The organism is Bacillus sp. JJ1533, from assembly GCF_036965045.1.
Taxonomy (GTDB): Bacteria; Bacillota; Bacilli; order Bacillales; family Bacillaceae_L; genus Ferdinandcohnia.
On record NZ_JBALOV010000059.1, the window covers coordinates 1 to 21,367 of the forward strand.

Below are 21,367 nucleotides of genomic sequence, written 5' to 3' on the forward strand. Positions count from 1 at the left end.
CCTTTTGTCGACACTCTGAGAGCCCCTAAAAAGGGCTCTTTTTTCTTTTCTGGATTGCTTTGACGATCCAACATGCCTTACAATTATTGTAAATGAAAACTGAATTTGAAACAAAGCGGGGGTGACTAAAATGAACATTGATCGTCAAGTTGAGATTTTTAATACGCAAGCGGATAAGTATTATAAACGAGCGAAACAAAAAAACATGGATTTTCGATTGAGGAGTAAGCTTCTACAGTCTGCTAACGGTACTATCTTGGAATTATCCGTTGGAGCAGGAATAAACTTTCAGTTTTTTCCGAGGTCATCGAATATAACTGCGGTTGACTTTAGTCCAAAAATGATTGAACAAGCGAAGCGCGTGGCCATGGAACAGGCCCGTGAAGTTGATTTTTTACTTGGTAATGTCGAAGAAATTGATCTCCCTGAAAAAGCCTATGATACGGTTATCTCCACCTTGTCTCTTTGTTCATACCCTCACCCTGAAATTGTACTTCAGCGAATGGCTTCATGGTGTAAGGAGGATGGGAAGATTCTTCTCTATGAGCATGGAATCAGTACGAACCCATTCTTTGCCTGGCTTCAAAATAAAACAAACTCCTTTCATTTGAAAAAAGTGGGATGCCATATGAACCGTGACATTCTTGCGCTTGTGCAAGAATCGCCATTATCAATTGTAAAATCGGAGCATTCCATGTTCAATGCTGTTCATCTAATCTGGGCTAAGCCAGGGAAGAGAGAAGGTTAGCAAAACAATCGTGCTAACCTTCATGATCTTTAAAAGCTTCCTTAATAGTAATAAATTCATTGAGATTCTCCAATAAGATCTCGACTAACTTAGGATCAAATTGTTTCCCTTTTTGTGACTTGAGGTATTCTCTAATTTCTTCAATCTTCCATGCCTGTTTATAAACTCGATCCGTACTTAAGGCATCGAAAACATCAGATATAGCTGTAATTCTGCCATATAAGGGGATTTCTTCACCTTTTAAACCTTTCGGATAACCACTGCCATCGTATTTTTCATGATGGGTTAAAGCAATTATCGCGGCAGCCTCTAAAATCCTCCTGTTCGAGTGTTTTAACATTTGATAACCAAGGGTCGTATGAGTTTTCATTATTTCATATTCTTCTTTCGTTAATTTTCCAGGTTTCTTTAAGATTGAGTCTGGGATTCCTATTTTACCCACATCATGTAGGGGAGTTGCTGCTTTAAGTAATTCTGCTTCTTCATCTGACAAACCGTATTTTAATGCCAATCGTTTAGAGTATTCAGCTACCCGCCTTACATGGTTTCCTGTTTCTTTTGAACGGGTTTCTGTTATTTCCCCAAGTGTAAATAAAATTTCTTTTTGTGTTGTTTCAAGTTCGTGTGAAAGCATTTCAATTTTAGAAAAAGAGGTAGCAAACCGTTTGGAAATCAGAAACGATTGTGCCCCGATAAATGCAATGATGCCAAGTGGTGACAAAATGGTAGTGTTGATCATTTGCGCGTCGTACATAAGATCATTTATGACAGTTCCAATCAAAATGAATAGCGTAAAAGCAATCACAAAGGCGCCAATCTGTTTCATTTTGATTCCTTTAATAACCAGGTAGATAAAGTATGAAAAGGTGATAAGTAATAAGAAGTATAGAATATAAACTAAGTTTGTAAACACATAAGGTTCAGTAACGATAATGAATCCAATACAAATAAGTGAAAGAACAATAACGAAGGTCACTGGAGTCTTCTTTTGATCATGTTGGAAACGTAACGAAAAATATTTAATAAAGAGAGCTACACAACTAAAAATGGCAATAAAATTGCATTTAACTACAAGGTTCCAACTCAAATTAGGAAAAAAGTGAAAAATAGAAGTTTGTCCTATTACTAAAATTCTAAGACCATACATAAGACAAAATAGCCCAAAATATAAAGGAACACGGTCTTTTCTACGATTTACAAATAAATTCAATTGATTGACACTAATAATTAAAAAAACACCAATACTAAACCATTCAATAAACGTATCGCGCTTGGTAATTTCCTCAATTAAAGAGGGATTCCCTAAGTAAACGGGACCCATTATTCCAGCATGATGAAAATGAAAATTTGATACTTGCAATAAAAAAGTAAGATTCTGTTGAGAAACCGTAAAATAGATCACTTTCGGTATTCCTTTTGGCTTCATTCCTTGTTTTGTCTTTCCAACCTTTCCATTTTCTAAAACAAGGTCTTCATTAATCCATAGTTTATAGGCACTGAAAACCTGAGGAATATAAATCGCTTTCGTTTGACCAATTGCATTTAGAGGAAAGTGAACATTCAATTGATAAGTTCCGTAACCCTTACGTTCATCCCAATAACCCGGTACGGTTATTTTCTCTTTTGGAAGATTTTTTACGGAGTGTAAATCTCCTGGACTTAATAAGTAATGAGGATAAAAGGTCCAGTTGCCAGCTAATTTGACAATCTCATCATTTGGTTGAATAACCGTTTCTCCATTGGTAATGGATGTTTCTTGAATCTGTTGACACCCTCCAATAAAAATAGAAAGGATAAAAACAAGGAATAAAGTCCGCTGCATAAAACTACTCCATCTATCTAAATTAATTGGTTACTTCCGCCAATTACCCCTTAATATTTTCCTTCTATCCAAAAAACATGCAAAAGGCCAGGTTCCATCAAAAAGGAGGTACCTGGCACTTCTTAATATTTAAGATTCGATACTAAAACTGGCTTGCAAACTTTCTGTTTTCTTTACATGTATCATTTGTCTTCTCAGAATAAATACATAAGCAAAAAATGCAATCATAATACTTAAGGCACTGTATAAGAAAACGGATTTGAACCCGGCGTGAAGGGAAATAAATCCTAAACAAATCGCTCCGATGCCACTTCCGAGATCTTTGGCAGTAAAAAACGTCGAGTTGCCTGCGCCTCTGCGATCAGGGGGACAAAGTTTAATCATAATGGCATTTAAGGCAGGCTCTACAAAACCTAATCCTAATCCATAAAGGATGCCTGAAATGATAAAATCTCCGAGTGAATGTGCATAGGCTAAGACCACAAAAGAGCCCGTCATAATGATTAATCCGGGAATAATGACCAATGAACTACCATACCTATCAGCCAGCTTCCCACCAACAATTCTGGTAAACAATAGGGCAACTGAATAAACCGTATAATATAATCCAATGTCTTTAATCCCTAAGGAAAGGGCAAAGGTTGGAATAAAGGTTAAGGCAACACCCATCCCAACATAAACAAAAGCAGTTACTAAAGCTGTAGGAAGAGCTGTTTTTTCATACAGCACCTCGGTAAACTTTCTTTTCTTTTTTGATGGGCTAATTTCATGGTTTGGATTTCTTTTTTCATACGTAATAAACAGACTGCAAAGGATGGATATCAAACCAATCACACCGGCAACAATGAAAAGGATTTGATAATTGAACTGTTGAATCAGAAAGATGCTTAAAGCAGGTCCAATGGCCGTAGCAAGCGTATTGGATAATCCAAAATAACCAACACCTTCTGCCAAGCGGCGTTTTGGTACAATATCCGAAATCACGGTTCCTGATGCATTGGTAGTTGCACTAAACCCGATTCCATGTAAACTTCTCATAACGAGCAGAAGACTAATCGAAAATGCAATAACGTATGAAAGAGTAATAAAAGCAGTGACAACTGCACCAATAATGAGCACGATTCTACGACTCTTTTCATCTATTAATTTACCAAAATAGGGTCTGAAAAGGATCGCTACAAACATAAAGAAACCAAAAAGCATGCCCGAAATCGAATTATCCCCACCCAAGTGAATCGCGTATAAGGGGAGTCCAGTCATTAACATATTATTGGAAATTTGTGTCGACATGGCATAAATAAATGCTAGAAAATAATACTTTGTCCATAATTTTTCTGAATGGTTTTTTGCTTCTTCCAAAAGATTTCCTCTTTTCTTTAAAGTGATGCTGATTATGATTATATCAGTAAATGGTAAGAAAAATAAAAAAAGTAGATGTAGGACCCTGATAAGGTTTAACCTAAACTTTCAAAATCTTGTTATAATGGTAGTAATTCTAAAAATGAGGTGTCAGCATTGGAAATTACACTATCACAGAAAATGAATGAGTTTGGGGAATCGATTTTTAACGAACTAGCAAACTATAAAAAACAAAAGATTCGCGAGGGACATGACATCATTGACTTAAGCGTGGGGAGCCCGGATTTGCCGCCACCTCCTTATGTTATCGAAGCACTGATTACTCATACCGAAGATCCTTCCTTATATGGATATTCTTTAACCGGAATGGACGAGCTACATACAGCAATTTCTGAATACTATTCTCGTAGATTTGATGTTTCTGTAAAAAAAGAGAACGAAGTCTTAATGGTGATGGGTTCACAGGATGGACTCGTTCACTTCCCGATGGTTTTTGCAAACCCGAATGATTATATCCTTGTCCCAGATCCTGGCTACACGGCATATGCAGCAGGTATTGCGCTTGCAGGAGCAACCCCATATGGAATGCCGCTAAAAGAGGAAAATCAATTTTTACCGGATTTAGATGTGATTCCGGAAGATGTAAGAGAAAAGGCGAAAATAATGATCCTAAACTTTCCAGGAAACCCGGTGCCGGCGCTAGCTACGAAAGCTTTCTTCAAAAAGGTTATCGAGTTTGCGAAAAAGTATCAGATTATTGTACTTCATGATTTTGCCTATTCGGAATTGTATTTTGAAGAAAAACCGATTAGCTTTTTGTCCGTTGAAGGAGCAACAGAAGTAGGGGTAGAATTCAATTCACTCTCAAAGAGCTTCAACATGGCGGGCTGTCGGATCGGTTATATTGTTGGAAATTCGGAAATCATTGCAGCAATGAACCGCCTTAAATCGAATCTTGATTACGGGGTGTTCTTACCGATTCAAAAAGCAGCGATTGCGGCATTACGTGACACGTCGAACTTCAATGAAGACCTGCGGGAAGCGTATAAAAAACGACGTGATCTTCTTGTGAATGGGCTTACTGAAGTAGGCTGGCAAGTGGACTCTCCAAAGGCATCAATGTTTGTCTGGGCAAAGGTTCCGTCTGGGTTCACTTCGACTGAGTTTACCTACCGTTTAATTGATGAAGCGGGAATTGTCGTCACTCCAGGAAATGCTTTTGGTCCGAGTGGGGAAGGCTATGTACGCATTGGTCTTGTTCAAAATGAAGAGAATTTGCTAAAAGCTGTTCAACGGTTAAAAGATATCCCTCTGTTAAAATAACGAAAGACCTTCAAAAAAAGACGAATCTACATCAAGATTCGTCTTATTTAATTGTAAAAAATTGGGTATTATAAAAGTATTATATATTCAGGAGTGTAGTCGATGCACCTAGTCTATAACGTCTTATTCCTTTTGGCAGCCGTGAAATGGGGTGACTGGAGGGGATGGCGTGAATATTACGCAACCATTTTATTTTTTATTGTGGGAGATCTTTTAAAAAATGTTTTGTTCCATGATTACTTCATTTGGACCTATCAGGAAACGATATTTGCTAAAAACATCCTCATCAATCATACATTCATTACTTTATTAATTGCGTTTGTTTGCTATCCAGCCACAGCGTTAATCTTTCTTGGCCGTTATCCGAAGGGAAAATCGAAACAATTGCTTTGGATTGGGATTTGGGTGTTTCTATTTACAATAGTGGAATTCATCAATTTGAAGTATCTCCATCTAATTGAACACCATCATGGCTGGACGTTGGGATGGTCTTGTTTATTTAATCTTGTCATGTTTCCAATGCTTAGACTTCATCAAAAACGACCTCTCCTTGCGTGGGGAATATCCATTATCTGGATTATTTTTCTCTTGAATATGTTCCCGATTCCATTGAGATATATCAGGTGAAATTTTAAATGGTAACTTGTTCAAAAATGGGATATATAATTCATGATAAAAAAGGGACTCCACGCGAGTTCCTGTATTTGTGATTGGGAAGAATGTATGAATACAACAAATGAAAATGCTTGATAAATAGAAAAAAGATCATTGTTCTAATTTCTTGACTCCATATGCTTCTCCCTTTAATATTCTTACGTCCTCGACATCTCACTAATAGACACCTTCACCATTATGGGTTTAAGCGCTTGTATGGCTTTTGTAAAACCTTCATCAATCTTCCCTAATATGGTATTTTGTAATCCGTTACATCAAATGATAAAGCAAAAAATATATAAAAACAATTTCAAAACTGTTGAATTACATGTCTATAGTTAAATCTTGACATAAATATTCAGAAAACTTAAAATTGTATTTGTAATCGATTACAATTATTTATCATAGATTTGAAAGTGGGGACCAACAATGGCGAATATTCAACAGGTAGCTCAAAAAGCAGGTGTATCCGTTGCAACGGTATCAAGGGTCCTTAATAATGCTACGTCAGTAAGTCCAAAAACAAGACTTAAAGTTGAAAGTGCAATAAAAGATCTTAATTATGAACCTAGTATGTTAGGAAGAAATCTTCGTAACTCTGAAAGTCGACAGTTATTAGTAATACTTCCGAGTATATCTAATCCTTTTTACACTGAAATCATAAATGGGATTCAAAATACCGCAATTGCCGATAACTATAATATACTTCTTTGTGAAACAGACTCAAATCCAACACGAGAAAATATTTATTTTAATATTGTTAAGAACAAATTGGCTGATGGAGTTATTTCGATGGATCCAACAGTCAATATTCATAAGCTTAATGAATTAGCAGAAAATTACTCCGTTATTCTTTGTAGTGAGTATGACGAAGGGGGAAGTATCCCTTACGTTTCCATTGATAATGAATTGGCGGCTTATCAGGCTGTAAAGCATCTAATCAAATTAGGTCATGACAAAATTTCGCTCATTAATTCTGATGAAACGTTCTTGTATGCACGACTACGTCGGAATGGGTATGAAAGAGCGTTAAGGGAGTTTAACATTCCAATCCGAGAAGAATGGATTTACCACACAAGAGAACTAGAATTTCAAAATGGTGTTCAAGCAATGAGGATCCTGTTTCAGTCGGAGGAAAAGCCAACTGCTGTCTTTGCAGTTTCTGATACATTAGCAATAGGCGCTCTTAAAGCAATCAATGGGTGTGGCTTACATGTGCCAGATGATGTTGCAATCGTTGGTTTTGATAATATTAGCTTTGCAAACATGACAAATCCAACATTAACAACGATTTCACAGCCAATGTATAAAATGGGCTGCATTGCAGCAGAAATGCTGATTAATAGTATTAAGGGGGAGAAAATTGAGAATGTTATTTTAGACCATGAACTCATTATTCGTGAATCGACGATGGGCTAGGGTATCCTGCCTCTCCATAGAATGAAATGAATAGGGAGGTTTTTATACGTGGGTATAAAAGTAGGCATTATCGGTTGCGGTTCGATAACACGACATCGACACGCACCCGAGTATAAGGCCAATCAACATGTTGAAGAAATCATTTTTTATGACCGAAATTTAGAAAGAGCTAAGAGTCTGGCAGAGGAATTTGGTGGGAGAGCTGTAGAAACAGTTGAAGAATTATTAAACGATCCCTCAATCATAGCGATTAGTGATTGTTCTTCCAATGATGCCCACCATATTAACACGACTAATGCATTATTAAGTGGGAAGCATGTTTTATGCGAAAAACCTTTAGCTATTAGTGTAAAGCACGCTGAGGAAATCCTTACAGCAGAACGGAAATCTGGAAAGAAATTAATGGTTGATCATAATCAACGATTTACCAAGGCGCACCAAAAAGCGAAAGAAATTTTAGTGGAAAAAGAATTAGGTGAAATTTTAACCTTTAAAACAACTTTTGGTCATCAAGGACCAGAAAGTTGGGGTGTAAATAAATCAAATTCTACTTGGTTTTTTAAAAAGGAGCGTTCACATTTAGGTGTTGCTGGTGATTTAGGAATTCATAAAATCGATTTAATACATTACCTCTTAGACGACGAAATTGAAGAAGTTCATTCTTTCTATGGTACTTTAGATAAAGTGGATGAAAATCATTCGCCCATTGAGGTTTGTGATAATGTAGTATGTGCATTAAAGACAAGAAAAGGGCGTTTAGGAACGGCTTCGTTTTCGTGGACGTATTATGGTTCAGAGGATAATTCGACGATCATCTACTGTCAAAAAGGTATCTTGAAAATCTATCATGCTCCTGAAGCACCACTCGTGGTTGAAAAGAAGGATGGCTCGTTTAAGAAGTATGAATTAGGCGTTATTCAGACGAATGATACCCAAACAAATACAGGAGTGATTGATGCATTCATTAATTCAATCATTCATGATGTTAAACCTGCTGTTACAGGTGAACAAGCAATTGCTTCCCTTAGAGTAGTTGAGAAAATACTAGGCTTATAAGTTTCATACACTTAACGTGTGTGAGAATTAAAGAGTATACTAATATTGGAAAAAAATGATTATTTATACCTAAAAAGAATTGACTGAATATTGCTTATCTTATACTATAAATGTAACGGATTACATTTTACTGTTGTTACTTTCGGTTTGAAAGTAATATGAAGCTTGTACTGGGTAATTGTAATCAATTACATAGGTCGGGGGGTTGATTTGCAATTAACTCTAATACGTATCGTGGCTTTTCATTTGAGGATGCAGTGAAAGGGCGACCGGAAAATTACTTAAGACGTTTGCAAAAACTTTACATAATCGTTTGAATATCAGATAAATTAGGTGTATATAATGAATGGAACTTTACAGGAATAGAGATGGAGACGTCGATTTCTCGAAAAATATTTAAAACGCTTTCAAACCCAAGTTTAAAAGGTCCTATAAGTGTAGAAATCGAATTTACTCCTTCGGGTCCCACAAGTCTTTAGGAAGTAGAACATTCTGTGAGAATATCCTTTGAATAACTTTCAAGATTAATAGGATAAGAGGAGAGAAGATGAGAAATATTGGGCTTGTTGGTTTGGGGTTCATAGGAAAAACGCATTTAGAGGCATACCAACACCTTGAAAATTGTAGAGTAACAGTCATTTGTTCACGAAATGAAGTAAAGGACAAAGATATTATTCAAAACTATAACGGGTCATTTGTTTCTGATTACGATGAATTATTACGTAATAATGAAATCGATATTATTGATCTTTGTGTTCCTACATTTTTGCATGAAGAATACATTATCAAGGCTGCTAGAGCAGGAAAGCATATCATTTGTGAAAAACCATTAACCTTTACACTAGAATCAGCCAATCGAATTATGAATGAAGTAAATAAAAACGGTGTCAAGCTATTTGTTGGTCATGTACTTCGATTTTGGCCTGCATATAAGGCAATTAAATCTTTTTCTGAAACTGACAAATTAAAAGATATTCAAATTATTCATGCAAAGAGATTGGGACAGGTACCTAGATGGAGTGATTGGTTTTTATATCCTGAAAAAGGTGGCGGAGCCCTATTTGACCTTCATATCCATGATATTGATTTCGTGTATTATTTATTGGGCGAGGTTGAGTCAGTGTATGCAGTAGGAAATAAGAATATATATGGTGCTTGGGACCATGTCATGACCACCCTTACCTTTACGAATAAAAGCAAAGCTTTTGTTGAAGCATCTCAACGAATGCCAACAGGATATCCTTTTACAATGTCATTGCGGGCACAAACGATTCAAGGGACTCTAGAATTTAATTTGATTGCTGGTGAAAATATTCAACATATAGAGGAAGATCCAAATCAATTAATTTATTATAATCACGAGGGAGGAACTGCACTTCCTATTGAAAAAGGTGACGCTTTTCAAAATGAGCTATCGTATTTTGTGAATTGTATTGAAAAGGACCAAGAAAATCTTGTGATTCCTTTACATGATGTACTTTATACATTAAAGCTACTAAATGCTATTGAAGTGTCCTTAGAAACAGGGAAACAAGTTTCAATTTAGCGAACTACCCTACTTACAACAAGAATCCTCAAGTAAACTACAACATGTGTTAACTCCTATATGAAACCGCTTATATTTACGAGAAGAAAATGAATGATGATTGGTTTCACTTGCTATATTGTAATAGATTACTAGGTAAAAACGAGGGGGTTATTATTTATGAAAAAAGCTTTACGTTTGTTATCGTTGCTAGTTTTACTTCTAATTCCTGTTCTGAGTGCATGTAGTGATTCAGAAAAAACAGGTGAATCGACAACTGGGGATTCTGGAGAAGGTTCAGGTAAAAAGTACAAGGTTGGTATTTTAGCTCCAGCCGTAACACATGGATGGGTTGCTGCAGTTGCTTACCATGCGGAAGCTCGCGCTAAAGAACTTTCCAGTGAGGTTGAGTACCAAATTCAAACAAGTAGCAATGCGGCTGAAATGACATCGCAATTAGATGATTTAATGACCTGGGGTGCCGAAGCGATTGTAGCATTTCCACAATGGGAGGGAATGGAAGTTCCTATTCAACGTGCATTAGATGAAGGTATCAAAATTGTGAACTTTGATATTGTCATTGATGCTGAAGGTGTTTATCGTGTAGCTGGAGATAACGAGGATATGGGCGTTCAAGGTGCAAATTACATTGTTGAAAAGATTGGTAAAGAAGGGAATGTTGTTATTCTAGAGGTTCCATCCTCTGGCTCAGTTTCTGAACTTCGTAAGAAAGGTTTTGTTGAAACAATCGAAGAAATCGCTCCAGATATTAAGCTTCACACTTATGCAACTCAGTTTACAAGAGAAGATGGTTTGAAAGATTTTGCTGATATTTTAACAAGTCTAGATAAAATTGATGCTGTCTACTCTTTGGATGATGAAACTTCTATCGGTGTATTACAAGCAATCAATGAAGCGGGAAGAACAGATATTAAAGTAGTAACTGGCGGCGGTGGAATGCAAGAATATTTTAAAATGATGCCAGAGAATGAAAATATCTGGATTCAATCTGCACTATACAGTCCAGCTATGGTTAAGGATGCTGTTGATGTCGCACTTAAGGTTTTAAAGGGTGAAGAGGTTGAAATGGAAACCATTATTCCTACAACCGTTGTTGATAGAGAGAATTATGAAGAGTTTCTTGATGAGGGTTCACCGTACTAAAAAGCAGAGATTGTGAATTAGGAGGGCTATGGCGCAGCTGCTGTAGCCTATCTCTTTTACTAACTTTTTGAGTGTTGTAGTGATTTTAAAGGTTTGGAAGTGATGACATGATAATTGAGATGAAACATATTCGAAAATCCTTTGGAAGCAATGATGTCCTTAAGGATATATCTTTTACCTTAAAAGGCGGTGAAATCTGCGCATTGCTTGGAGAAAATGGGGCTGGAAAGTCCACGCTAATGAACATATTGGGTGGAGTACTGCAAATGGATTCTGGTTCAATCCATATTGATGGGAACCAAGTGGAATTTGCTAAACCAGCAGAATCTCAGGATGCAGGAATTGCTTTCATTCATCAGGAACTGAACTTAATCAATGACTTACCAATCTATGAAAATATGTTTCTTGGTCGTGAGCTAAAAACAAAAAGAGGTAGCTTGGATTTAGAAAAAATGTATCAAGAAACAAAAGAAATGTTCAAAAAAATGAACGTAGATCTAGATCCGAATAAATTGGTGCGTGACCTTGATGCTTCTTATAAACAAATCATTGAAATATGTCGGGCTATGATGGCAAGTGCGTCTCTTATTATTATGGACGAACCAACCACTTCCTTAACTGACCAGGAAATTGAGAGAGTATTTGCGATGATGAGAACACTTAAGGAGCATAATGTCGGTATTATTTTTATCTCCCATAAATTAAATGAAGTGATGGAAATTTGTAATCGTTTTCTCGTGCTTCGTGATGGAAACCTGGTGTCCGAAGGAAATGTAACTGATGTAACCACAAATGATCTCGCGCGATATATGGTAGGACATGATGTGAGAACAGAACCTTTAGTTAGGGAGAAGAATCCTGGTAATGAGATTCTGCGTGTAGAAGGGCTAACCTCAGGTCATATTTTTAGGGATATTAGCTTTTCAATACGAGCAGGTGAAATAGTGGGTTTCACAGGTCTACTTGGAGATGGTCGAAGTGAACTGTTTCAATCTATTTTTGGATCTTCTCCATTTTCATATGGAAAAATTATCTTAAATGGCAAAGAGGTTAAAATCACAAGTACGACCAAAGCAATCAAAGAAGGAATTGCGTACCTGCCGCGAAATCGTAAAGAAAATGCGATCATCAAGGATATGAACATTTTAGAAAATGCCTCAATAGTTACCTGGCCATCATTTTCAAAACGTGGCACGATTAATATGAAAAAGCATCAGGCGATTTTTGAAGAGCAGAGGAATGCATTACGATTAAAAATGGGTGAACTTACAGATGGAATCACGAGTCTTTCTGGGGGCAACCAGCAAAAGGTTGTTCTAGCAAAATGGTTGGCAGCTAACCCAAAACTTCTTATTCTGGACAATCCTACCCAAGGGGTTGACGTAGGTGCAAAGGAAGATATATATGATATTATTTTGAAACTTGCTGAAGAAAACATAGCTGTTGTTGTTCTTTCCAGTGAAGCTCAGGAAATAATCCGAGTCTGTGACCGAGCAATCGTCATGTACCATGGAACCATTCAAGGAGAAGTCGCTGGAGAAGATATGAATGAGCATTCCATCATGAGTCTTGCTACGGGTGGGGACTTAACTGAGGGAGAGGTAAGCTAATATGAAGCCAAGTATAGAGCATACACCGATAAAAAATAAAAAAAACTTCTTTGGATGGTTTAAATATAAATGGTCGAATGATCCACTATTCAGTATAGCAATTGCATTAATTATTATGATAATTTTACAAACTTTGGTATTAGGTTTTGATTACGATTCTTTTGGAGGATGGTTTCAATCATGGATTAACAACTGGATAAATATTTTGCGAAATAACGCAGGTACAGCTATCGTTGCTTTGGGCATGACGTTTGTTATTATGACAGGCGGAATAGATCTAGCAGTTGGTTCTACCTTGGTTGTTACAGGTGCTTTTTCAATGATGCTCTTAGATACGGGTACAAAAGGTTTCTTGGGAATAATGGGAATAACAGGCGCGCCTGCATTTATTATTACGATTGTATTCGTATTACTAGCAGGATATCTTTTAGGTTCTCTAATTGGAGTAAGCATAACAAAGGGGAATGTTCCTCCATTTATTGCTACATTAGGAGCCATGATGATTTTTAGAAGTGTAACACAGCATTTTATGCAAGGGTATAATCCTACTGTTCCAGTAGAATTTTTACAGATTGCAAGCTTTAAAATTGGAAATTACATGATTATGCCAATTATTTACTGGGCGGTCATTGCGTATATTCTCCACTATGTATCGAAAAAAACAACTTTCGGAAGACATATCATTGCAGTCGGTTCAAATGAAAGAGCTGCTAAGCTTTCTGGTATTAATGTAGATAAAGTGAAGCTCCGTGTATATGCTTTAATGGGGTTGCTAGTGTCTATTGCCGCAATTATCCAGGTTTCGAGAATTGGATCAATGGACTTTTCGAATGCAGGAAGAGGAATGGAAATGGATGCAATCGCTGCAGCAGTTGTTGGAGGAACAAATATGATGGGTGGAAGAGGATTCATCCTTGGAACTGTTTACGGTATGCTAATTATTGCCGTTATGAATAACTTACTTAATCTTTTCGGTGTACCACCGTTTTTACGAGAAGCATTTAAAGGGGTTATTGTAATCGCCGCTGTTTTATTGCAGAAGAAAGAGAAAGCTTCTTAACGCATTTAACTTTAGTCTAGCGGAAAACTATATAGGTCTTCCGATGGAACTGCAGTCTATTTTTGAATAACTACAAATAAAAACACTTAAAAGCATTTCTTTTTTAAAGGAGAAATGCTTTTTTTATTGAAGTATTCAGTATAGTATGCGCCGGAGAAATGAGTGATTTCAAAATGAAGAATAAAAATAAGTTTGTTCGAATGTCGAAAGTACTTTCGCTCGCTTTTGTGATTTTTATAAAAATCTACTGGTATAAATTTCGCAAAAAGCCACAGGCTGAATGGGATACACTTTGGGAGGAAATGGGTGCACGGTTTCGGAGCACACTTTTTGAATTGGAAGGTTTACTGATTAAGGTTGGACAAATTCTAAGTACCAGGGCTGATTTGCTTCCCGAGCCTTTCATTAAGCAAATTCAAGATTTAACGGATAAGGTTCCCTCGTCAGAATGGGAGGAAATTGAGGAAATTCTTAAAGAGGAGTGGGGGAGCCCCATTCATGGAATTTTACAATCTATTGAAAAAGAAGCAATTGCTTCTGCCTCAATTGGAGAAGTATACAAGGGAATATTAACGAATGGAAAAAAAGTTGCGGTTAAAGTCCAAAGACCGCATATCCAATCAATCCTCAAAACAGATTTCCGAACGCTGTCCATTATTATCTGGTTTGCTGATCATTTTGTACCGGTTCCAAAGGGATTTATCAATTTTAGAATTTTGTTTAGAGAAATTAGGCAAGTGATTGAGCGTGAGTTGGATTATACATTGGAACTGCAAACCCTTGAAGTGTTTAAAGAACGATTTAAGAGTTATAACAGTGTGAAAATCCCTGAGGCATACCCAGAGCACAGTACTTCAAAGGTTCTTGTTATGGAATGGGTAGATGGAAACAAGATTTCAGATATGGCGGATTCTGTTGACCGAAAAAAGCTGGCTGAAAATCTGATAGAACTCTTTCTTCCTCAGTGGCTCGAGCCCGGTTTGTTTCACGCAGATCCACATCCAGGAAATGTACTTCTCTCAAAGGAAGGTAAAATTATCTTACTGGACTTTGGTATGGTTGGAGAAATCTCGAAAAAAGATGCTAAAAATTTTCAAAGCTTGGTTGAAAGCTTTATGACAAAGAATTATTCAAAGGCAGTAGATTGTTTATCGCAGTTGGGATTTTTATTACCTGAATTTGACCATAGAACGATGGAAAAACTCCTAGAGGAATGGATGTCATTTGATTTGTCCCAAATAAAGGAATTGGACATAGTAGCCTTTAAACGGGAAATGAATGATATTGTTCAGGCACTCCCCATTCAGGTTCCAACCCGATTTGTTTTTTTAGGTCGGTCCTTCGTAGCCATTGAAGGAATACTATTTCATTTAATGGAAGAGGACGAGGTAGTAGACATTGTGAAGCATGTATTTATGAATTGGTTACATAAATCTGGAAATCAGAAATGGTCCTTCGTTTTAAATTGGATTCAAACCCTGCCTGTATTTAAGATCTATCATTCAGTCCAGGAATTCCTTCAGTTACCTCAAAAATTAGAGGATTTAAAGGAAATTGAACAAAGAAGAGAATTTCAATTTACCATATATGAAAATAATAAAAAGCATTTATTTCTGTTATCTTTAGTTGGTATTGCTGGAATTACGGCGGGCACTATTGCGACTCATTCCATGCTGCTATCACTATCTGCAGGGCTCACCGTCATATCTGGAATAGGGTATTTTGTAGTTATGCATAAACAGAAAAAATGGATGAAGTACATGCATGAAAAACGGAGATGAAACAGGCCTAGCTTTTAAAATAGAGGAATAAAAATATCGCGAGGGTCATTCCCCGCGATTTTCTTGTTCTCCACGCTTTTTATGTTGATTATACATGTAACGGATCATCTTCATCGTTCTACTGCCTTGAATCATAATCACAATTGTATAGATTGTGGTTAAAATAACCCCAAGAATCGCAATCCAAAACAGTGTTGTGATTTTCGTTGCTCTGCTAAACATATCCATCCCCCAATTCTTTAGTCTAAATTTAGCTTTTGCCAATCCATCCTTTTTTCCACCTGAAAGAATGTTTGTGTGATACACTATTTTAATCAGGTAAAAGGGGAATGCACAATGTCTGTTACTATTAAAAATCCAAGATTATTAATCATCGCGATTGCATTAGGGGCCATTTTAAATCCACTCAATACAACGATGATTACGGTCGCTTTATCATCAATACAACAGGATTTCAAGCTTTCATCAGCTGATATTTCATGGTTAATTGCCTCTTACTTCATTGTAAGTGCTATTTTTTTACCAATCATCGGAAGACTGAGTGACCATTATGGAAGGAAACGGATTTTTCTTATCGGACTATTGTTAGTTTTGATTTCATCAATCCTTGCACCAATGTCGAAAAGCATGATGATGCTTCTAAGCATGAGACTGATTCAAGCGCTTGGCACATCCGCATTATATCCAGCAGGAATAGGCATGGTCCGGTTATATATTAAACAAAATCAAAATCGGGTAATTGGTACGTTAGCGGTATTTGCAACAACTTCCGCAGCGTTTGGACCTACGATCAGTGGTTTACTGATTCAATATGGGGGATGGCCGGTTATTTTTTATGTCAATCTTCCGGTTATTTTTGTGTCAGCACTATTAACATGGTTCTTTATCCCGAAAGATGAGCCAACGAAGGGCACGACATTTAAATGGGATATCGTTGGAATGATTTTATTCAGTGCCTTTATCACAAGCTGGATGGTCTTTTTGTTATCATTAGAAGGTGGATTTGAGGTTTGGTCATTGATTCTTTCGATTGGTCTGTCCCTTCTTTTTTATACCTACGAAAAAAAGAAAACAGATCCATTGATCAATGTTGTCTTTTTGAGAAAGAATCCAACCATTTCAGTTGTTTACGCTCAGTATATCTTATCAACACTGATATTCTTCTCAATTCTTTTATTTACCCCCATCTATTTACAGGAGGTTATCGAGCTTGGTTCAAAATATACTGGATTGATGATGTTGGCCTTATCCGTATTTGCGATGATGACAACACCCATTGCGACAAGATGGGCGGAAAAAGTGGGCTACCGGGTTCCGTTACTTGCTGGTGCAGGGATTGGAATTATCGGAGTCGTTTTCCTTTATGTCACCACGAAAAACTCTCCGTTACTTTGGATTATCTTGGTATTGGCGTTGTTTGGAGTGAGTAACGGTTTGATGAATATCAGCCTGCAAAACCTGTTATATACGTTCATTAGTGTAGCTCAGACTGGAATTGCCTCGGGTTTACTGATGACATCAAGATTTATCGGAAACATCCTAGCATCGAGCATATATGGTGTCGTTTTTGCAGTTGGATTAAATGATATGAGTAAGAATTCAATGACGATTGTTTTGTTGGTTGTTTCACTAATCATCATTCCCGGGATGTTTTACGTAACGAATCAAAAAATGAAGATGGAACAATGGTAAACGAAAAGCCATAATGCTGCGGGCATATGGCTTGTTTTTTAAACAAAAGATTCACAGCTTAAGAAGGATTCTCACCTCAATCTCTCGAATTATTTAGGGAGATTTTTTTTCGTTCTAATAAACGCTTCAACTGATTCATCCAATAATCTTTCGCGGTTCATGTCTTCGTTAACGTCAGAATCAACTTCCATCTCAGATTTAAACACGCCATATGTATCCTCTTGATCAAAAGGTTTGTATTTATCTTTTGTCATTTGCAATCACTCCTTACTAGTAGTGTAAGCAATCGACAAAATTCTAGACTATCTTCTGATGGGTCTTTCTAATGTTAGTATTTCATCATCAAGGGAGGCAAATTGTTGATCGACCACAGCTTTTACATCATGGACGGCCGCATTGTAAATATGTGGGGCTAGTTTGTCTTTTACAAAATGCAAAACCTGTTCAGCTGCAAACTCACTGATTTCTTCATCTCTTTCAAGTGAGAAAAATTCCTGTATGTCGGATATCATTAATTGCTGTTGTTCCTTTGAAAGTTTAATAAACAAGTAAAACACTCCTATTCTAAAAGGTGGAAGCCTAATGAAACTTAAACTCATTTTAGTAATAATACTGCTACTTCTTGTCCTACTATACAGTTTTACATATGTGCCTCACAAGCTTTTTGATCTAAATCCAGATCAGGTTTCTAAAATACATATTGTCGATGGGAACTCAGGATTTAGGTTTGATATCACTTCAGATGAGGAAGTGGACAGAATCATTAAGAATTTAAACGAGGTTACCTTTAAGAAAGGGAAGCTCTAGGCAGGCTACATGGGGTACCGTTTTAATACCACGATTTACAACAAGAAAGGAGAGATTATGAAAGAATTAATTATTAATTCGAGTGATACGATTCGGTATAAGGGCTTTTTCTATACAACAACAGAAATTCCTCTTGAATATGAATTTATCGATAAATTAGTGCAAAAAAACAAGGATGAGCCGAGTTAGCTCATCCTTTTCCTATTAGTAGATGCGATCTCCGTTGAAGATTGAGTTTTTAACGACTACATAATCAACGTGGCGGATGGAATCTAATTTGTTTCCGCCAGAATAAGAGATAGCAGATTGTAGGTCTTGCTCCATTTCTTTAAGTGTATCTTTTAATGAGCCTTTGTGCTCAACATAGATTTTCTTACCTTCAACGTTCTTCTTTTCACCTTTTTGGAATTCAGAAGCTGAACCGAAGTATTCTTTCACTAGTTTACCGTCAATTTCTTTTGTTTCGCCTGGTGATTCTTCATGTCCTGCGAATAGGGAACCGATCATCACCATTTTCGCTCCGAAACGGACTGATTTTGCGATATCGCCGTGTGTACGGATTCCACCGTCAGCAATAACAGGCTTCGTTGCAGCTTTTGCACACCAACGAAGTGCAGCAAGCTGCCATCCGCCCGTTCCGAAACCAGTTTTGATTTTAGTGATACAAACCTTACCAGGTCCGATTCCAACCTTTGTTGCGTCAGCACCGGCATTTTCTAATTCTCTTACTGCCTCTGGTGTACCAACGTTGCCGGCAATGACAAAGCTTTTTGGTAAATGCGCCTTAATATGCTTAATCATTTCAATAACGGAGTTGGAATGACCATGTGCAATATCAATTGTAATAAATTCTGGTACTAGGTTTTCTTGAGCTAGTTGTTCGACAAATGTGTATTCTTCAGGTTTCACACCAACACTGATCGAAGCGATTAACCCACGAGAGTGCATATCTTTGATAAAATCAACACGTTTTTCTGGATTGAAACGGTGCATGATATAGAAATAGCCATTTTCAGCTAAAAATAATGCGATTTTCTCATCTATAATAGTCTGCATGTTTGCAGGGACAACCGGGAGTTTAAATGTGTGGCCACCAAATTCAACTGTTGTGTCACACTCAGAACGACTGTTTACAATACATTTTGCAGGGATTAATTGAATATCTTCATAGTCAAATACATTTTCCATTTAAAACACTCCTAAAACCGAATATTATTTTCTTTATCATTTAATAATGTTCGTACATTAGATACTGTACATGATTTTATAAATGATGTCAAAGCTTTTTTATTATTTGTATCCGAACAAGAATCAATCAAAAAAAGCCTGCGATTGTCGCAGGCTTAAACTTATAAAATATCATTCAATTCCGAATCGGAGTAGACAGAAATTAGGATCACAGCTGTAGTATCCCCGATGTTTTTTACAAAATGAGGTACGCTTGCATTCCAGCTAAAGGAATCTCCTTCTTCAACGATAATGGAATCTTCCCCTTGCTCGGCAAGGATTTTTCCTTTTAAGACTAAATGACATTCCTCGCCTTCGTGAGCGTTCGGTTCTCCCATGGAAGCACCAGGTGGACATTCCACAATCATCATCCGTAAGCCCCCTTTAGAGGTGAGATGTTCCACTTGTAAGTTATTAAAAGTCGTTTTTGTGCGAGCATCCTTCCGAACAACTCGCATATGTTCTTTCTTTTCTAATAATAAGTAGGGGAGTGGAATCTCCAGGAAATCTGCGATTGTTTTTAACGTATTAATGGATGGAGAAGTATTGTTATTTTCAACATTACTAATAAAACCCTTTGATAAACCTGTACTTTCACACATTTGGGCGATCGTTATTTTTTTTCGATTTCGTATCGCACGAATTTTAGCACCAATATCCATAATTTGTACCTCACATGTTATCAATTAGGAAACTTATATTCATAGTAGCAAAAAAATTGTTGACAAGCTACTATGTATCTTGTTATCTTATAAGCAACAAATATTCATATTAGGAAACAAACCTTGATAGTTTTATTTTTTTATCTTTATGTTTCTTTATAAGAATATTTTATTTCTATATAAATACTCTGCTGTGGGGATACTTTAAGTAAATAATATCAAGAAGGGATGATTAAATTGAACGCACCTTTTGTTTATGAACTTCGTAATCCTTCAACAATAGATCCTGATAGAAAATATCCTGCTTTATTTTTAATGCATGGAATGGGAAGTAATGAACAAGATCTCCTCTCTTTAGTAAAAGGCTTGGAGAATTCATTTTATATTTTTAGTATCCGTGGTCCATTAGCACAGCCACCAGGGTATGCCTTTTTTACGATAGAAGGCTATGGCAAACCGCACAGAGAAGTATTCGATCAGAGCATTGAACAGCTCAAAAATTTTCTTGATTATGCTTCCCATACTTATCCGATTGATCAAGAAAATGTGTATTTATTAGGATTCAGCCAAGGAGCTATCGTTTCGATGACTTTGGGGCTTGCGTTGGGAGAACGTATTAAGGGCATTGTTGCCTTGAGCGGGTATATTCCTGGTTTTGTAAAAGAGGAATATGAGATCCAATCAGTTAAAAACCTTTCAATCTTCATATCACATGGGGAACATGACCCTGTGTTGCCTTATCAATGGGGAGTGGAGAGTAAAGAGTTTTTTGAAAAGCATGGAGCGAATGTTCGTTTTCAATCTTATCCAGAAGGACATACTGTTTCATTACAAAATTATCGTGATTTAATGGAATGGATCACGAACGAATTAAAAGATGAAGGAAATTGAGATGGAAAATAAATTTGAATTAGGAAATTTAATTATTAGAGTCGTTTTAGGGATTACGTTTTTTATTCATGGACTTGTGAAATTTCAAGATGGAATTGAAAATACGGTTGGTTGGTTTGAAAGCATCGGATTACCAGGTGTCTTAGCATATGGAGTAGCAGTTATTGAGCTTGTTGGTGGAATTATGTTAGTGCTTGGATTATTTAGTCGAATCGTGTCAATCTTATTTGCGATTGTGATGGTTGGTGCAATCGTTAAAGTGAAGCTTGCAATCGGATTTTTAGGTAATGGTCAAATGGCAGGTTATGAATTAGATTTAGCATTTCTTGCGATGGCTGTGATGCTAGCTATAACTGGTTCAAAGGCATTTGCTTTAGACCAATTGATTGGAAAAGGGAAAGAAAATACAACAACATCCGTGAATTAAGTAAAAAAGTATTACCTTCGGAGTAAAATGTACCCTATAGAGTAGACACATAAAAAAAGTCTACCTATAGGGTACTTTTTTGTATAATTAAGAAACACAACTACAGAATTACAACAGGGACTGGGGAAAAAGATGAGTAA

Annotated in this window: 22 protein-coding genes; 15 read left to right on the top strand and 7 right to left on the bottom strand. The window is 36.7% G+C overall.

The window, feature by feature from the left end; genetic code table 11:
- The first annotated feature begins 130 nt into the window (after positions 1–130).
- Positions 131–748 (top strand): class I SAM-dependent methyltransferase, encoded by a 618-nt coding sequence (locus V7138_RS24455; protein ID WP_335402538.1) that lies wholly within the window; start codon positions 131–133, stop codon positions 746–748.
- 13 nt (positions 749–761) lie between these two features.
- On the opposite strand, the gene V7138_RS24460 is transcribed toward V7138_RS24455, so the two are convergent.
- Both V7138_RS24460 and V7138_RS24465 read right to left on the bottom strand, forming a co-directional pair.
- Entirely contained in the window at positions 762–2,570 is a 1,809-nt protein-coding gene (locus tag V7138_RS24460) for an HD domain-containing phosphohydrolase (protein WP_335402539.1), read from the bottom strand.
- Positions 2,571–2,699: 129 nt separating this feature from the next.
- Positions 2,700–3,929: an MFS transporter gene (locus V7138_RS24465; RefSeq protein WP_335402540.1), complete on the bottom strand. Its 1,230-nt coding sequence runs from the start codon at positions 3,927–3,929 to the stop codon at positions 2,700–2,702.
- A 156-nt stretch (positions 3,930–4,085) separates the two neighbouring features.
- Here V7138_RS24465 and V7138_RS24470 point away from each other — a divergent pair, with 156 nt between their 5' ends.
- The 9 genes from V7138_RS24470 to V7138_RS24510 all read left to right on the top strand — a co-directional run bounded on the left by V7138_RS24470 (position 4,086) and on the right by V7138_RS24510 (position 15,521).
- Entirely contained in the window at positions 4,086–5,252 is a 1,167-nt protein-coding gene (locus tag V7138_RS24470; protein WP_335402541.1) for an LL-diaminopimelate aminotransferase, read from the top strand.
- 102 nt (positions 5,253–5,354) lie between these two features.
- Entirely contained in the window at positions 5,355–5,879 is a 525-nt protein-coding gene (locus V7138_RS24475) for a CBO0543 family protein (protein ID WP_335402542.1), read from the top strand.
- 456 nt (positions 5,880–6,335) lie between these two features.
- On the top strand, positions 6,336–7,325 hold the full coding sequence (locus V7138_RS24480; RefSeq protein ID WP_335402544.1) for a LacI family DNA-binding transcriptional regulator: 990 nt from the start codon (positions 6,336–6,338) through the stop codon (positions 7,323–7,325).
- Positions 7,326–7,373: 48 nt separating this feature from the next.
- Entirely contained in the window at positions 7,374–8,381 is a 1,008-nt protein-coding gene (locus V7138_RS24485) for a Gfo/Idh/MocA family protein (protein ID WP_335402545.1), read from the top strand.
- Between the two features lie 547 nt (positions 8,382–8,928).
- On the top strand, positions 8,929–9,927 hold the full coding sequence (locus V7138_RS24490) for a Gfo/Idh/MocA family protein (protein ID WP_335402546.1): 999 nt from the start codon (positions 8,929–8,931) through the stop codon (positions 9,925–9,927).
- Between the two features lie 159 nt (positions 9,928–10,086).
- The gene (locus tag V7138_RS24495; protein ID WP_335402547.1) at positions 10,087–11,070 is read left to right on the top strand and encodes an ABC transporter substrate-binding protein; all 984 of its coding nucleotides are present in this window, start codon (positions 10,087–10,089) and stop codon (positions 11,068–11,070) included.
- A gap of 107 nt (positions 11,071–11,177) precedes the next feature.
- Positions 11,178–12,680: a sugar ABC transporter ATP-binding protein gene (locus V7138_RS24500; RefSeq protein ID WP_335402548.1), complete on the top strand. Its 1,503-nt coding sequence runs from the start codon at positions 11,178–11,180 to the stop codon at positions 12,678–12,680.
- Between the two features lies 1 nt (position 12,681).
- The gene (locus V7138_RS24505; RefSeq protein ID WP_335402549.1) at positions 12,682–13,740 is read left to right on the top strand and encodes an ABC transporter permease; all 1,059 of its coding nucleotides are present in this window, start codon (positions 12,682–12,684) and stop codon (positions 13,738–13,740) included.
- Positions 13,741–13,913: 173 nt separating this feature from the next.
- A complete protein-coding gene (locus tag V7138_RS24510; RefSeq protein ID WP_335402550.1) occupies positions 13,914–15,521 on the top strand; it encodes an ABC1 kinase family protein in 1,608 nt (535 codons plus the stop codon).
- 45 nt (positions 15,522–15,566) lie between these two features.
- On the opposite strand, the gene V7138_RS24515 is transcribed toward V7138_RS24510, so the two are convergent.
- Positions 15,567–15,785 carry a hypothetical protein gene (locus tag V7138_RS24515; protein WP_335402551.1) on the bottom strand — a complete coding sequence of 73 codons (219 nt, stop codon included), beginning with the start codon at positions 15,783–15,785 and terminating at the stop codon, positions 15,567–15,569.
- A gap of 72 nt (positions 15,786–15,857) precedes the next feature.
- Between V7138_RS24515 and V7138_RS24520 the strand changes: the two genes are divergently transcribed.
- The gene (locus V7138_RS24520) at positions 15,858–17,213 is read left to right on the top strand and encodes an MFS transporter (protein WP_335402553.1); all 1,356 of its coding nucleotides are present in this window, start codon (positions 15,858–15,860) and stop codon (positions 17,211–17,213) included.
- 89 nt (positions 17,214–17,302) lie between these two features.
- On the opposite strand, the gene V7138_RS24525 is transcribed toward V7138_RS24520, so the two are convergent.
- Together V7138_RS24525 and V7138_RS24530 are read right to left on the bottom strand one after the other, a co-directional pair.
- Positions 17,303–17,467 carry a hypothetical protein gene (locus tag V7138_RS24525; RefSeq protein ID WP_335402554.1) on the bottom strand — a complete coding sequence of 55 codons (165 nt, stop codon included), beginning with the start codon at positions 17,465–17,467 and terminating at the stop codon, positions 17,303–17,305.
- A 48-nt stretch (positions 17,468–17,515) separates the two neighbouring features.
- Positions 17,516–17,761, bottom strand: coding sequence for a DUF2164 domain-containing protein (locus tag V7138_RS24530; RefSeq protein WP_335402556.1), 246 nt, complete (start codon positions 17,759–17,761; stop codon positions 17,516–17,518).
- A 34-nt stretch (positions 17,762–17,795) separates the two neighbouring features.
- Here V7138_RS24530 and V7138_RS24535 point away from each other — a divergent pair, with 34 nt between their 5' ends.
- Both V7138_RS24535 and V7138_RS24540 read left to right on the top strand, forming a co-directional pair.
- Positions 17,796–18,020, top strand: a complete 225-nt coding sequence (locus V7138_RS24535) for a hypothetical protein (RefSeq protein WP_335402557.1) — start codon at positions 17,796–17,798, stop codon at positions 18,018–18,020.
- A 57-nt stretch (positions 18,021–18,077) separates the two neighbouring features.
- Complete coding sequence (locus V7138_RS24540; RefSeq protein ID WP_335402558.1) at positions 18,078–18,209, top strand: hypothetical protein; 132 nt, start codon at positions 18,078–18,080, stop codon at positions 18,207–18,209.
- Between the two features lie 15 nt (positions 18,210–18,224).
- On the opposite strand, the gene guaC is transcribed toward V7138_RS24540, so the two are convergent.
- Both guaC and V7138_RS24550 read right to left on the bottom strand, forming a co-directional pair.
- The gene (gene guaC, locus V7138_RS24545; protein ID WP_335402560.1) at positions 18,225–19,208 is read right to left on the bottom strand and encodes a GMP reductase; all 984 of its coding nucleotides are present in this window, start codon (positions 19,206–19,208) and stop codon (positions 18,225–18,227) included.
- 161 nt (positions 19,209–19,369) lie between these two features.
- Positions 19,370–19,909, bottom strand: a complete 540-nt coding sequence (locus V7138_RS24550; RefSeq protein WP_335402561.1) for a helix-turn-helix domain-containing protein — start codon at positions 19,907–19,909, stop codon at positions 19,370–19,372.
- A gap of 228 nt (positions 19,910–20,137) precedes the next feature.
- Here V7138_RS24550 and V7138_RS24555 point away from each other — a divergent pair, with 228 nt between their 5' ends.
- Positions 20,138–20,800, top strand: coding sequence for an alpha/beta hydrolase (locus tag V7138_RS24555; protein ID WP_335402563.1), 663 nt, complete (start codon positions 20,138–20,140; stop codon positions 20,798–20,800).
- Between the two features lies 1 nt (position 20,801).
- Complete coding sequence (locus V7138_RS24560) at positions 20,802–21,227, top strand: DoxX family protein (protein WP_335402564.1); 426 nt, start codon at positions 20,802–20,804, stop codon at positions 21,225–21,227.
- Positions 21,228–21,367 lie beyond the last annotated feature (140 nt).

Bases quoted from the DNA above. Each gene is read 5' to 3' on its own strand.
- V7138_RS24525 (WP_335402554.1), bottom strand. From the start codon at position 17,467: ATGACAAAAGATAAATACAAACCTTTTGATCAAGAGGATACATATGGC.
- V7138_RS24505 (WP_335402549.1), top strand. From the start codon at position 12,682: ATGAAGCCAAGTATAGAGCATACACCGATAAAAAATAAAAAAAACTTC.
- V7138_RS24490 (WP_335402546.1), top strand. From the start codon at position 8,929: ATGAGAAATATTGGGCTTGTTGGTTTGGGGTTCATAGGAAAAACGCAT.
- V7138_RS24540 (WP_335402558.1), top strand. From the start codon at position 18,078: ATGAAAGAATTAATTATTAATTCGAGTGATACGATTCGGTATAAGGGC.
- V7138_RS24520 (WP_335402553.1), top strand. From the start codon at position 15,858: ATGTCTGTTACTATTAAAAATCCAAGATTATTAATCATCGCGATTGCA.
- V7138_RS24475 (WP_335402542.1), top strand. From the start codon at position 5,355: ATGCACCTAGTCTATAACGTCTTATTCCTTTTGGCAGCCGTGAAATGG.
- V7138_RS24460 (WP_335402539.1), bottom strand. From the start codon at position 2,570: ATGCAGCGGACTTTATTCCTTGTTTTTATCCTTTCTATTTTTATTGGA.
- V7138_RS24550 (WP_335402561.1), bottom strand. From the start codon at position 19,909: ATGGATATTGGTGCTAAAATTCGTGCGATACGAAATCGAAAAAAAATA.
- V7138_RS24555 (WP_335402563.1), top strand. From the start codon at position 20,138: ATGATTAAATTGAACGCACCTTTTGTTTATGAACTTCGTAATCCTTCA.
- V7138_RS24500 (WP_335402548.1), top strand. From the start codon at position 11,178: ATGATAATTGAGATGAAACATATTCGAAAATCCTTTGGAAGCAATGAT.
- V7138_RS24495 (WP_335402547.1), top strand. From the start codon at position 10,087: ATGAAAAAAGCTTTACGTTTGTTATCGTTGCTAGTTTTACTTCTAATT.
- V7138_RS24560 (WP_335402564.1), top strand. From the start codon at position 20,802: ATGGAAAATAAATTTGAATTAGGAAATTTAATTATTAGAGTCGTTTTA.
- V7138_RS24510 (WP_335402550.1), top strand. From the start codon at position 13,914: ATGAAGAATAAAAATAAGTTTGTTCGAATGTCGAAAGTACTTTCGCTC.
- V7138_RS24455 (WP_335402538.1), top strand. From the start codon at position 131: ATGAACATTGATCGTCAAGTTGAGATTTTTAATACGCAAGCGGATAAG.
- V7138_RS24480 (WP_335402544.1), top strand. From the start codon at position 6,336: ATGGCGAATATTCAACAGGTAGCTCAAAAAGCAGGTGTATCCGTTGCA.
- guaC (WP_335402560.1), bottom strand. From the start codon at position 19,208: ATGGAAAATGTATTTGACTATGAAGATATTCAATTAATCCCTGCAAAA.
- V7138_RS24535 (WP_335402557.1), top strand. From the start codon at position 17,796: ATGAAACTTAAACTCATTTTAGTAATAATACTGCTACTTCTTGTCCTA.